Source organism: Listeria innocua, from assembly GCF_028596125.1.
GTDB classification, from domain to species: Bacteria; Bacillota; Bacilli; order Lactobacillales; family Listeriaceae; genus Listeria; species Listeria innocua.
Window position 1 is genome coordinate 232,331 of sequence record NZ_CP117229.1, and the last position, 13,055, is coordinate 245,385.

12 protein-coding genes and 1 other annotated feature are annotated in these 13,055 nt (G+C 39.3%); all 12 genes read left to right on the forward strand.

Annotated elements, in window-relative coordinates:
* Positions 1 to 6: 6 nt before the first annotated feature.
* The 12 genes from PQQ29_RS01675 (at position 7) to rlmB (ending at position 13,053) form a co-directional block, all read left to right on the forward strand.
* Complete coding sequence (locus tag PQQ29_RS01675; protein ID WP_003765052.1) at positions 7 to 525, forward strand: UvrB/UvrC motif-containing protein; 519 nt, start codon at positions 7 to 9, stop codon at positions 523 to 525.
* Entirely contained in the window at positions 522 to 1,544 is a 1,023-nt protein-coding gene (locus tag PQQ29_RS01680) for a protein arginine kinase (RefSeq protein WP_010990301.1), read from the forward strand. Before PQQ29_RS01675 ends, PQQ29_RS01680 begins: the two co-directional genes overlap by 4 nt.
* 28 nt (positions 1,545 to 1,572) lie before the next feature.
* Positions 1,573 to 4,035: an ATP-dependent Clp protease ATP-binding subunit gene (locus tag PQQ29_RS01685; RefSeq protein ID WP_003770116.1), complete on the forward strand. Its 2,463-nt coding sequence runs from the start codon at positions 1,573 to 1,575 to the stop codon at positions 4,033 to 4,035.
* A gap of 155 nt (positions 4,036 to 4,190) precedes the next feature.
* Positions 4,191 to 5,564 (forward strand): DNA repair protein RadA, encoded by a 1,374-nt coding sequence (gene radA / locus PQQ29_RS01690; RefSeq protein ID WP_187983956.1) that lies wholly within the window; start codon positions 4,191 to 4,193, stop codon positions 5,562 to 5,564.
* Positions 5,565 to 5,697: 133 nt separating this feature from the next.
* A complete protein-coding gene (locus tag PQQ29_RS01695; protein ID WP_003770118.1) occupies positions 5,698 to 6,771 on the forward strand; it encodes a PIN/TRAM domain-containing protein in 1,074 nt (357 codons plus the stop codon).
* 19 nt (positions 6,772 to 6,790) lie between these two features.
* Positions 6,791 to 7,489, forward strand: a complete 699-nt coding sequence (gene ispD / locus PQQ29_RS01700) for a 2-C-methyl-D-erythritol 4-phosphate cytidylyltransferase (protein ID WP_187983957.1) — start codon at positions 6,791 to 6,793, stop codon at positions 7,487 to 7,489.
* The gene (gene ispF, locus PQQ29_RS01705; RefSeq protein ID WP_187983958.1) at positions 7,482 to 7,955 is read left to right on the forward strand and encodes a 2-C-methyl-D-erythritol 2,4-cyclodiphosphate synthase; all 474 of its coding nucleotides are present in this window, start codon (positions 7,482 to 7,484) and stop codon (positions 7,953 to 7,955) included. Before ispD ends, ispF begins: the two co-directional genes overlap by 8 nt.
* Positions 7,956 to 7,973: 18 nt before the next feature.
* Positions 7,974 to 9,449: a glutamate--tRNA ligase gene (gene gltX, locus PQQ29_RS01710; RefSeq protein WP_033533521.1), complete on the forward strand. Its 1,476-nt coding sequence runs from the start codon at positions 7,974 to 7,976 to the stop codon at positions 9,447 to 9,449.
* A 102-nt stretch (positions 9,450 to 9,551) separates the two neighbouring features.
* Positions 9,552 to 9,777, forward strand: a binding site (T-box leader).
* Between the two features lie 70 nt (positions 9,778 to 9,847).
* Positions 9,848 to 10,462 carry a serine O-acetyltransferase EpsC gene (epsC, locus tag PQQ29_RS01715; protein WP_003760085.1) on the forward strand — a complete coding sequence of 205 codons (615 nt, stop codon included), beginning with the start codon at positions 9,848 to 9,850 and terminating at the stop codon, positions 10,460 to 10,462.
* Between the two features lie 6 nt (positions 10,463 to 10,468).
* Positions 10,469 to 11,884 carry a cysteine--tRNA ligase gene (gene cysS / locus PQQ29_RS01720; RefSeq protein ID WP_010990303.1) on the forward strand — a complete coding sequence of 472 codons (1,416 nt, stop codon included), beginning with the start codon at positions 10,469 to 10,471 and terminating at the stop codon, positions 11,882 to 11,884.
* Between the two features lie 3 nt (positions 11,885 to 11,887).
* On the forward strand, positions 11,888 to 12,298 hold the full coding sequence (locus tag PQQ29_RS01725; RefSeq protein WP_003760089.1) for a Mini-ribonuclease 3: 411 nt from the start codon (positions 11,888 to 11,890) through the stop codon (positions 12,296 to 12,298).
* The gene (rlmB, locus tag PQQ29_RS01730) at positions 12,298 to 13,053 is read left to right on the forward strand and encodes a 23S rRNA (guanosine(2251)-2'-O)-methyltransferase RlmB (RefSeq protein WP_003724085.1); all 756 of its coding nucleotides are present in this window, start codon (positions 12,298 to 12,300) and stop codon (positions 13,051 to 13,053) included. The genes PQQ29_RS01725 and rlmB overlap by 1 nt, the downstream gene beginning before the upstream one ends.
* Positions 13,054 to 13,055: the final 2 nt, after the last annotated feature.

The window sequence follows — 13,055 nt, forward strand, 5'->3', positions numbered from 1 at the left end:
ATGGCTATGATTTGTCAAAAGTGTGGGGAAAACAAGGCGATAATTGCGCTTCAACAGTTAAATGAAGCTGGGAAAGTGGAGTCGTTATACTTGTGCGAGAATTGTGCTACTAAGGAGGCGCTTGCTTCTGAAAAAGACCTTGTTAAAGCAATGGATACTTTTAGTGAAGTTGCTTTGGATTTTTTGACGTTATTACAAAAAGAAGAATCTGCTCAGAAAAAAGTGGTTTGCGAAAATTGCAATCTAAGCTTTGAGGAGTTTTTGCAAACTAATCGGGTTGGTTGTGCGGAGTGTTATTCGGCTTTTGAGGAGCAATTAGTTCCGATTATTGGTCGAGTGCAAAATGGTTATAAAAAGCATGTTGGAAAAGTACCTGTGGAAATTGAACGTGCGGAAGATGTGCAGAATGAGATAAACCGTCTTCAAGATAAGTTGGCGGACTTAGTGAAAAATGAAGAATTTGAGGAAGCTGCAGTTATTCGTGATGAAATAAGGGCTTTGAAAGCTGGGGGTGAGGATAAATGAATGTATTTGAACCTCGGCTCAGTTCTTGGTTAGAAAATGCTGGTGATGACGATGATGTTGTCCTGAGCTCACGTATTAGACTTGCTAGAAATTTAAAAGATGAGCAGTTTCCTATTTATGACCAAAAGGAAGAGGTTGTTGATAATATCGCGGAGGTATTTGATGATAATTTCACTTTAATCAAAATGAATCAGATTTCTAAGTTGCAAAAGGCTCTTTTAGTGGAAAAGCATTTAATTAGTCCTTATATGATGAATAAAAGTGAATATGGTGCCGTTCTTTTAAATGAAGAAGAAAATGTGAGTATTATGTTAAATGAAGAAGATCATTTGCGGATACAATGCATGACACCGGGATTAAGGTTGTTTGATGCTTTAGAGGCAGCATTGCAAATTGATGGATATGTGGAAGAAAAATTAACTTATGCTTTTGATAAACAGTTTGGTTATTTAACGAGTTGTGTGACGAATATTGGAACTGGGATGAGAGCTTCTGTAATGGTGCATTTGCCAGGGCTTGTTACTACGAAAAGAATTAAAAGTGTGATTGAAGCGATTAGGAGCCTCGGTTTTGTGGTAAGAGGTATATACGGGGAAGGTAGCATGCCCGCTAGTAGTATTTTTCAAGTTTCTAATCAAGTGACTTTAGGCAAAACTGAGACGGAAATCGTGGAAGATTTAACGCAAGTCATGGAACAAATCATTATGCAAGAACGTGTGGCTAGGACTACTTTGAAGCAAAAGTTTCACATTGCACTTGAAGATAGAGTTTTTAGATCATATGGTTTATTGATGAATTGTCGAATTATATCTATGCAAGAAGCTTCGGATGCTATTTCTGATATTAGACTTGGTGTGGAATTAGGGTTTTTCGAGCATATTTCTCGCCAAAAAATGAATGAATTGGTACTATTCTCGCAACCAGCTTTTTTGAGAAAAGAAGCAGGACGAGATATGGATGAATTAGAAGAGAAAGTAATACGGGCCAAAGTGATTCGCGAGATTTTGGGCGATAAATAATTAGGCTTATGATAAGGAGGAAACAACAATGATGTTTGGACGGTTTACGCAAAGAGCTCAGAAAGTACTCGCGTTGTCACAAGAAGAGGCGATGCGTTTGAATCATAGTAATTTAGGAACAGAACATATACTTCTAGGCCTTGTAAGAGAAGGTGAAGGAATTGCGGCGAAAGCTCTCTATGAACTTGGGATTAGTTCTGAAAAAGTGCAGCAAGAGGTGGAAGGCTTAATTGGTCATGGGGAAAAAGCTGTGACAACGATTCAATATACTCCTCGCGCGAAAAAAGTAATTGAACTTTCGATGGATGAGGCTCGGAAACTAGGGCATACTTACGTTGGAACAGAACATATCTTACTTGGGCTTATCCGTGAAGGAGAAGGCGTTGCAGCTCGCGTTTTAAGTAATCTAGGTATTAGTTTAAATAAAGCGCGTCAACAAGTTTTACAGCTTCTTGGTGGCGGAGATGCTACAGGTGCTGGTCGACAAACAAATACGCAGGCGACACCAACTTTAGATAGTTTGGCACGTGATTTAACGGTTATTGCTCGGGAAGAGAATTTGGACCCAGTGATTGGTCGTTCTAAGGAAATTCAACGTGTGATTGAGGTGCTTAGTCGTCGGACAAAAAATAACCCAGTTCTTATTGGTGAACCTGGTGTTGGTAAAACAGCCATTGCAGAAGGTCTAGCACAGCAAATTGTCCGCAATGAAGTACCTGAAACCTTGCGCGGAAAACGTGTTATGACGCTTGATATGGGAACTGTTGTAGCAGGTACAAAATATCGTGGTGAATTTGAAGACCGTTTGAAAAAAGTAATGGATGAAATTCGTCAAGCTGGAAATGTAATTCTATTTATTGACGAACTGCATACGTTAATTGGCGCTGGTGGAGCGGAAGGTGCGATTGATGCATCCAATATCTTGAAGCCACCTCTAGCTCGTGGTGAATTGCAATGTATTGGTGCAACAACCTTAGATGAATATCGCAAATACATTGAAAAAGATGCAGCGCTTGAAAGACGTTTCCAACCGATTAAAGTTGATGAACCGACTGTAGAAGAGTCTATCCAAATTTTACATGGGTTGCGTGATCGTTATGAAGCGCATCACCGAGTTGCGATTACGGATGAAGCTCTTGAGGCTGCTGTTCGTTTATCTGATCGCTATATTTCAGACCGTTTCTTACCTGATAAAGCGATTGATGTTATTGATGAATCTGGCTCAAAAGTTCGTTTAAAATCTTTTACAACTCCAAAAAATGTAAAAGAAATGGAAAACAATTTATCCGAATTGAAAAAAGAAAAAGATGCCGCTGTACAAGGGCAAGAGTTTGAAAAAGCAGCAGCATTACGTGATAAAGAACAGAAACTCAAGAAATCATTAGAAGAAACAAAAGCAAACTGGCAAGAGAAGCAAGGTCTTGATCATAGTGAAGTAACAGAAGATATTGTTGCAGAAGTAGTTGCTAGTTGGACTGGAATTCCGGTTGCTAAACTGGCTGAAACGGAAACAAACAAACTTCTTAATATGGAAAAACTTTTACATGAGCGAGTTATTGGCCAAGATGCAGCGGTAAAAGCCGTATCACTCGCTGTTCGCCGAGCTCGTGCAGGGCTTAAAGATCCGAAACGTCCGATTGGCTCCTTCATTTTCCTTGGTCCTACTGGGGTTGGGAAAACGGAACTTGCACGTGCACTTGCTGAGTCCATGTTTGGTGATGAAGATTCAATGATTCGGATTGATATGTCCGAGTACATGGAGAAATTCTCAACTGCTCGTTTAGTTGGGGCTCCTCCAGGTTATGTTGGTTATGAAGAAGGCGGTCAACTGACAGAAAAAGTTCGTCAAAAACCTTATTCTGTAGTGCTTCTTGATGAAATTGAAAAAGCGCATCCTGATGTATTTAATATGTTGTTACAAGTGCTTGATGATGGTCGTTTAACTGATTCTAAAGGTCGCGTGGTTGATTTTAGAAATACAGTTATTATTATGACTTCTAATATCGGTGCTCAAGAAATGAAACAAGATAAATCAATGGGCTTTAATGTGATTGATCCACTTAAAGATCATAAAGCAATGGAACATCGTGTTTTACAAGATTTAAAACAAGCTTTCCGCCCAGAATTTATTAACCGGATTGACGAAACAATTGTATTCCATTCTCTACAAGAAAAAGAATTGAAACAAATTGTTACGCTTCTGACTTCTCAATTAACTAAACGCCTAGCTGAACGTGATATTCATGTGAAATTAACAGAAGGTGCAAAAGCTAAAATTGCCAAAGATGGTTATGACCCAGAATACGGGGCGCGTCCTTTGAAACGAGCAATTCAAAAAGAAGTAGAAGATATGCTTTCTGAAGAATTACTTCGTGGCAATATCAAGGTAGGCGATAACGTTGAAATTGGTGTGAAAGACGGAAAATTAGAAGTTAGGAAAAAAGCAGCGACTAAAAAGAAAGCTGCTCCCAAAAAAGTAAAATCGAAATAAATGATGGACCTTCCTTAAATACTTAAGGAAGGTTTTTTTTCTGAATAAGGGCTAAAAATATAGAAAGAAGCTTGAAAATACGAATTTGGCTAAAAGGCTTAACGCGAACAGATGATCTGTGGTAAAATGAAGCATATGTATGGAGGGATGTAGAAATGGCTAAGGCAAAAAGGACGACCAAATTTGTGTGTCAGTCATGTGGGTATGAATCGGCAAAATGGATGGGTAAATGTCCGAATTGCAATGAGTGGAATCAGATGGTAGAGGCATTAGAGCCATCGAAAAAATCACGCTCAGCTTTTAATCATACAGGAGAACCATCAAAGGCGACTCCAATAACTCAGATTGCAAGTGAAGAAGAAGCTCGGGTAGAAACTAATATGCCTGAATTAAATAGAGTGCTTGGTGGCGGAGTTGTTCCGGGATCTATGGTGCTTGTTGGCGGCGATCCTGGTATTGGTAAATCCACGCTTTTACTTCAAGTGTCGGCACAACTTACCCTTACTAATAAGAAAGTATTATATATCTCTGGGGAAGAATCAATTAAGCAAACAAAACTTCGTGCGGAGCGGCTACAAGTTTCCGGTGATAATTTGTACGTTTATGCAGAAACTGATTTAGAAGCGGTTCAAGAAACAATCGACTTTGTAAAACCAGATTTTGTTGTCATTGACTCTATTCAAACTGTTTATCACCCTGATGTCACGAGTGCTGCGGGAAGTGTATCACAGGTTCGAGAATGTACGGCTGCTTTAATGCGGATCGCTAAAATGCAAAATATTGCTATTTTCATCGTTGGTCATGTGACGAAAGAAGGCGCGATTGCTGGACCGCGTTTACTTGAACATATGGTAGATACAGTGCTTTATTTTGAAGGAGAACGTCATCATGCTTATCGAATTTTACGCGCAGTAAAAAACCGTTTTGGCTCGACAAATGAAATGGGGATATTTGAGATGCGTGATATTGGTCTTGTGGAAGTTGCCAATCCATCTGAGGTGTTCTTAGAGGAACGTCTAGAAGGAGCCTCGGGATCAACAGTTGTAGCTTCGATGGAAGGGACTCGTCCTGTGCTTGTAGAGATTCAAGCACTTGTATCGCCAACCATGTTTGGAAACGCCAAACGGATGGCAACTGGAATTGATTATAATAAAGTTTCTTTGATTATGGCTGTTTTAGAAAAAAGAGTAGGTTTAATGTTACAAAATCAAGATGCTTATCTAAAGGCAGCTGGCGGAGTTAAATTAGATGAACCAGCAGTTGATTTGGCGGTAGCTGTTAGTGTGGCTTCTAGTTATCGTGATAAACCGACAAGAAGTACGGATTGTTTTATTGGAGAACTTGGTCTAACTGGTGAGATTCGCCGTGTTGCAAGAATTGAACAACGCGTACAAGAAGCTGCCAAACTAGGCTTCAAACGAATTTTTATCCCTAAAAATAATGAAGGCACTTGGAAAGTACCAAAAGACGTGCAAGTGGTTGGCGTAGAAACGATTGGAGAAGCATTGAAGAAGGCTTTGCCAGACTGAAAATAAATACTTCAGCGATTCCATGAGTACTATTTGCGGTATAGTCTTTTAATAGTGTAGAATAGTGCTATATGTATGTTTGGTAATAGCCCGATTATATGTATAAATATAAAAATGGAAAGGGGGAAACTAAATGCTTACATGGGTAATTCGAGTGTGTTTTTTAATCCTTGGCGGGACTACGGGGGTCTTTTCACTACCAGCACTATGGGTGAAACTTGGGATAGGACACATTTTGCTAATTAATAATCCTTATACTGATGCTTTGATTGGTGCACTTATATTTTATCTTATTACTTTCTGGGCGGTGAAATATGTAGAAGCCGCACTTAATTGGTTAGAGGAAAAATTAGCTAAAATTGCTATTGCAACGCTTATTTACGGGGGGTTAGGTTTATTTGTTGGTTTAGTTATTGCGTTTTTCGCGAGCAATGCTTTAAGTCAAACAAATATACCGCTTTTAAATTCAGTAGTACCAGTGATTTTAACGTTAGTACTAGGTTATTTAGGGTTCCGTATTGGAATTAGTCGTCGCAATGAATTTGGGAATTTTGTTAACAACAGAAATGCGAAGAAGAAAACGCCAGAAGAAGAGCAAACTGAGGAGAAATCTAAGAAAACCTATAAAATCTTGGATACGAGTGTTATTATTGATGGTCGTATTGCTGATATTTTAGCTACTGGGTTTTTAGATGGAACGGTTGTTATACCACTCTTTGTATTAGCTGAGCTTCAACATATCGCTGACTCTTCTGATACTTTAAAACGGACAAGAGGACGACGTGGATTAGATATTTTAAATCGAATTCAAAAAGAAGACTCTATCCAAGTGGAAATGTATGAAGGTGATTTTGAGGATACGCCAGAAGTGGACAGCAAACTTGTAAAACTTGCTAAAGTAATGGGCGGGATTGTCGTAACAAATGATTATAATTTAAACAAAGTATGCGAATTTCAAAATGTACCTGTTTTAAATATTAATGATTTGGCGAATGCGGTAAAACCTGTTGTATTACCAGGTGAGAAAATGACTGTTCTTATGGTGAAAGATGGTAAGGAGCATAATCAAGGCGTTGCATATTTAGATGATGGAACGATGATTGTTGTAGAAGATGGGCGTAAGTTTATTAATGAAACCATTCAAGTAGAAGTAACAAGTGTGCTTCAAACGTCAGCAGGAAGAATGATTTTTGCTAAACCATCCTGATTGGAAGGAGTAAACAAGCATGAATTATGAGCTGATTTTTTTAGCAGCAGGACAAGGCAAACGTATGAACGCGGAAAAAAATAAAATGTGGCTGGATTTAGTTGGTGAACCAATTTTCATTCATGCCCTGCGTCCTTTTTTGGCGGATAATCGTTGCTCGAAGGTGATTGTCGTGTGCCAAGAAACGGAAAGAAAACATGTGAGAAAGTTGATGCAACAACTTGATGTTGCAGAAGATAGAGTCGAGGTCGTAAAAGGCGGAAGTGAGCGTCAGTATAGTGTAGCTGCTGGACTTGAATGTTGTGGTTTAGAGAGCGTAGTGCTTGTGCATGACGGAGCTAGGCCTTTTGTGACTCTAGATATTATTGATCGTCTGTTATTAGGTGTGAAACAAAATAAAGCTGCTATTTGTGCTGTGCAAGTGAAAGATACTGTAAAGCGAGTTATTCACGATGTTGTAAAGGAAACAGTTGATCGTGATAATCTCTGGCAGGTTCAAACGCCACAAGCTTTTGAATTACACATTTTACAAAAGGCGCACTGTCTTGCGAAAAAAGACCAATTTCTAGGAACTGATGAAGCTAGTTTGGTCGAGCGGATTCCATACCCTGTTGCTATTGTCCAAGGAAGCTATTATAATATAAAGCTGACAACTCCTGAAGATATGCCACTTGCAAAGGCGATTTTAGGAGAACTTGGAGGGAAATTAAATGATTAGGATTGGCCAAGGATATGACGTACATAAACTTGATTATGACCGTGAATTGATTATTGGCGGGATTAAGATTCCTTACGAAAAAGGTTTGCTAGGTCATAGTGATGCCGACGTACTACTTCATGCCGTTACAGATGCGATCATTGGTGCAATTGGTTCTTTGGATATTGGTCATTTTTTCCCGGATACGGATATGGCTTATAAAGACGCGGATTCAGCAGAGCTTCTTGCGGAAATTTGGCGACAGGTGGAAGCAGAGGGGTTCAAGCTTGGAAATTTAGATGCGACTATTATCGCTGAAAAACCGAAAATGGCTCCTTATGTGGAGTTGATGAAACACCGGATTGCTGAGTTACTTCACGCAGAACCATCCCAAGTAAATGTAAAAGCAACCACGACGGAGAAATTAGGATTTACTGGTAGAGAAGAAGGAATCGCTAGCTTAGCGGTAGTCTTACTTGAAAAATAATTAAAGGAGTGAATAATTGTGAGCGAAACAAAACGAGTACGTGTACGTTATGCGCCTAGTCCAACTGGATTTTTGCATATTGGGAATGCGCGTACTGCCTTATTTAACTATTTATTTGCAAGACATAATGATGGAGACTTTATTATTCGAATTGAAGATACGGATGCGAAACGTAACGTAGCTGACGGCGAAGAAAGTCAAATGAAAAACCTAAAATGGCTAGGTATGGACTGGGATGAAGGTGTTGATGTTCCTGGGAAATATGGTCCTTACCGTCAATCAGAACGTCAATCAATTTATGAACCATTAATTCAACAACTTTTAGATAAAGGCTTGGCGTATAAATGTTATTGTACGGAAGAAGAATTAGAAGCAGAACGTGAAAAACAAAAAGCAAATGGTGAGATGCCGCGTTATAGCGGTAAATGCCGTCATTTAACAAAAGAGCAACAAGCAGAAAAAGAAGCGCAAGGTTTTAAACCAAGTATTCGTTTCAAAGTACCAGCTAATGAAACAATTACTTTTAACGATATGGTTAAAGATGATGTTTCTTTTGAATCGAATGGTATTGGTGATTTTGTTATTGCGAAAAAAGATGGAATTCCTACTTATAATTTTGCTGTAGCAGTGGACGATCATTTAATGGAAATCTCGCATGTTCTTCGTGGTGATGACCATATTTCGAATACACCAAAACAAATTTTAATTTATAATGCTTTTGGCTGGGAACCTCCAATTTTCGGTCATATGACACTTATTGTGAATGAAAGCAGACGTAAATTAAGTAAACGTGACGGTTCGATTATTCAATTTATCGAGCAGTATCGTGACCTTGGATATTTACCAGAAGCGTTATTTAACTTTATTGCAATGCTTGGTTGGTCTCCTGAAGGGGAAGAAGAAATTTTCTCTAAAGAAGAATTTATTAAAATGTTTGATCCGAAGCGTTTATCTAAATCGCCAGCATTGTTCGATAATGTTAAATTGACTTGGGTTAATAACCAATATGTGAAAAAATTACCGCTAAATGATGTAGTAGAACTTTCTTTACCGCATTTACAAAAAGCCGGTGTTGTATCTGCTGATTTAGATCAAGCAGAACTTGACTGGGTGCACAAATTAGTTTCGCTTTATCACGAGCAAATGAGTTATGGTGCTGAAATTGTGCCACTTTCAGAAATGTTTTTCGCTGATGCTGAATCGATTACTTTTGACGAAGAAGAAAAGGCTGTCCTTGCCGAAGAAACAGTACCGACAGTTATTTCTGCCTTCAAAAAAGAATTAGAAGCGCTAGATGTTCTTGAAGCGGCGGAAGTAAAATCTGCCATCAAACGTGTTCAAAAAGAAACTGGCGTAAAAGGTAAAGGTTTATTTATGCCAATTCGTATCGTGACAACTGGCGAAATGCATGGTCCTGAATTGCCACTTGCAATCGAAGTTCTTGGTCTTGAAAAAGTACTAAATCGTTTAGATACATGGTTACAAAATAATTAATTTTAAATGAAAGTGCCTCGGCTATTTACGGGGCACTTTTTTATTTCGATATATTTCAGTTGCAAGGAATTTTATTGCTGTTATAATAGAACTAAATATACGGAAAAAGTGCTGATGGGAAGAAGTACGGAATTCTAAGCTTAAAGAGAGAGTCGCCGCGGCTGGAAGCGACTTAGCTGAACACTCCTGAAATGCCTCCCTGAATTCTGATGGGAAATTTAGTATCGTCAGACGAAATGTGGGTCGTTACCCCCACCCCTAGAGTTGGAGTATCTGCTAAAATTAGCAATACTCAAGTCAGAGTGGAACCGCGCAAAGCGTCTCTGTATTAGAGGGGCTTTTTTTGTTGGCGTAGGTTCAATGAAAAAATGTACGAACTTGAATAAGGAGGCAACAAAATGCCAACTCGCTTAAAAGAAGATATTGCAACAATTATAAAGAATGACCCTGCGACGAAGACTTTTTTTGATGCTTTTTTAACGAATCCGGGATTGCACGCACTTTGGTGGCATCGTGTGGCAAACTTTTTTTATCGTCACAAAATGGTTTTGTTTGGAAAAGTATTATCGCAGACTGCTCGTTTCTGGACTAATATAGAAATTCATCCCGGCGCAACAATTGGTAGAAGGCTTTTTATAGATCACGGTGCAGGGATTGTCATTGGAGAAACTGCTGAAATTGGTGATGATGTTACGATATTTCACGGAGTTACGCTTGGTGGAACCGGGAAAGACTGCGGGAAACGTCATCCAACGGTCGGTGATAGAGCGCTTGTTTCAGCGGGAGCCAAAGTACTTGGACCAGTTGATATTGGAGCAGATGCGCGAATTGGTGCGGGTGCGGTTGTTTTAAAAGACGTACCACCCGGCGCAACTGTTGTCGGTATTCCAGCTAAAGTTGTTCGGCTTAATGGGCGCACGGTAGGGCACGCGGTTCCTAAAATGGATGAACTGACGTTACGAATTGCAGAATTAGAAAATATAGTAGAAAAACTTTTGAAGGAAAAGGAGTAGATCTGATTGTCGATACAAATTTTTAATACGTTAAAACGAGAGAAAGAGCCTTTTAAACCACTCAAAGATGGCGAAGTGAAAATGTATGTTTGCGGACCAACTGTGTACAACTACATTCATATCGGAAATGCGCGGCCAATTATTGTTTTCGATACAGTTCGACGTTATTTTACGTACCGTGGCTACGATGTGAAATTCGTGTCTAATTTTACGGATGTGGATGATAAATTGATTCGTGCGGCAAATGAGTTGAAATTGACGGTTCCTGAAGTGGCGGATCGTTTTATTGGGGCTTACTTTGATGATGTGGATCAACTGAATGTGGCGAAAGCGACTGTGAATCCGCGTGTAACAGAAAATATGGATGAAATTATTCAATTAATCAGCACCCTAATCGAAAAAGGTTATGCTTATGAGTCAGCTGGCGATGTATATTTCCGTACGAAAAAATTCAAAGATTACGGGAAACTATCTGGGCAAGAATTATCGGAACTACAACACGGAGCGCGGGTTGAATATAATGAGCGCAAACAAGACGAGCTTGATTTCACACTTTGGAAAGCTGCTAAACCGGGTGAAATTTTCTGGGAAAGTCCGTTTGGAAATGGTCGTCCTGGTTGGCACATAGAATGCTCGGCGCTTGCGAAAAAATATCTTGGTGACACGATTGATATTCATGCGGGCGGGCAAGATTTAGTATTTCCTCACCATGAGGATGAGATTGCTCAATCCGAAGCGGCGACTGGAAAAACGTTCGCAAAATACTGGATGCACAATGCCTTTTTAAATATTGACGGGGAAAAAATGTCTAAATCGCTTGGGAATTTTATTACGCTGCATGATGTGTTAAAAGACAATGATCCAAATGTGATTCGTTTCTTCATGTTGTCCGTACATTACCGTAAGCCGATTACATTAAATGATGCTATTTTAGAAGATGCAAAAAATGGGCTAGAGCGTTTAATGATTGCCTATCAAAACATTGACCACCGTATTCAAACAGATGACGGGGAATACGTGGAAGAAACCCACGAAGATGAATGGTTGGAGCAACTGACAGAATTAAAACAAGCATTTGAAGATGATATGGATGATGATTTTAATACTGCCAATGCGATTACTACTTTCCATGAGCTTGCGAAACGTGCGAATATTTATCTTTCAAAAGAAACTGTTTCTATTAATGTTTTGCGTGAATTTTTAAGTATGATGCGTTTATTTGCAGAAGTACTAGGCTTGAAATTAGAAAATACGCAAACTGATTCACTGGATGATAGTGAAGTAGAAGCGTTAATTGAAGAGCGTCTGCAAGCGAGAAATGAACGTAATTTTGCACGAGCTGACGAAATTCGTGACATTTTAAAAGAAAAAGATATTATTTTGGAAGATACTGCGCAAGGTACGCGGTTTAGACGGGGGTAAATCATGGCAGAAGTGAAAGACTACAAGCAACTTAATGGCCTCGCGCTTGCCTACATGGGCGATGCGGTGTACGAGAAATTTATCCGCGAATATTTACTTGCTGCTGGTAAAACAAAGCCGAATCAACTGCATAAAACCGCGACAAAATTCGTTTCTGCAAAAGGGCAGGCGGTGGCGCTTAAAGCGATGATTGCAGAAGGTTTTTTGACAGATGAAGAAGATCGGATTGCCAAACGTGGCCGAAATGCCAAATCTTATACAATACCAAAAAATACAGATCCTGGAACGTATAGCATGTCTACTTCTTTTGAAGCTGTACTTGGTTATCTTTATTTAGCGGGTGACATGGAACGACTTCAAGAATGGATGGAAAAAGCGCTAGAAATAGTAGAAAAAGGAGTGGAAAATAACTAATGGAACAAGAAAATGAGCAAGAGTGGATTGGTGGGAGAAATCCTGTCCTTGAAGTATTACGATCTGATAGAGATATTCACAAAATCTATGTACAAGAAGGTTCGCAAAAAGGCGTTTTAAAACAAGTATTAACTTTAGCAAAAGAACGTAAAATTCAAGTTCAATTTGTACCAAAACAAAAAATTGAGAAGGTTGTAAGTGGCGCACATCAAGGGGTTGCAGCTCAAGTTGCGGCCTATCAATATGCTGAACTGGATGATTTATTTGCAGCAGCTGAAGCAAAAGACGAAATGCCGTTTTTCATTATTCTTGATGAGTTAGAAGATCCACATAATTTAGGATCTATTATGCGTACGGCAGATTCTGTCGGTGCGCACGGGATTATTATTCCGAAACGCCGCTCTGTTGGCTTAACTCAAACGGTAGCTAAAGCTAGTACTGGTGCGATGGAGTATGTTCCAGTGGTACGTGTGACGAATATGGTACGTACAATGGAAGAATTACAAAAACGGGGACTATGGATTTTTGGAACCGATGCGAAAGGTAGTAGCGATTACCGGACAATGGATGTGGATATGCCACTTGCTATTGTTATTGGAAGTGAAGGATTCGGAATGAGCCGCTTAGTCCGTGAAAAATGTGATTTCCTTGTTCATTTACCAATGCGCGGAAAAGTGACATCACTTAATGCCTCTGTTGCTGCAAGTTTGTTACTTTATGAAGTTTATCGGAAACGTTTCCCACTGGAGAAATAATG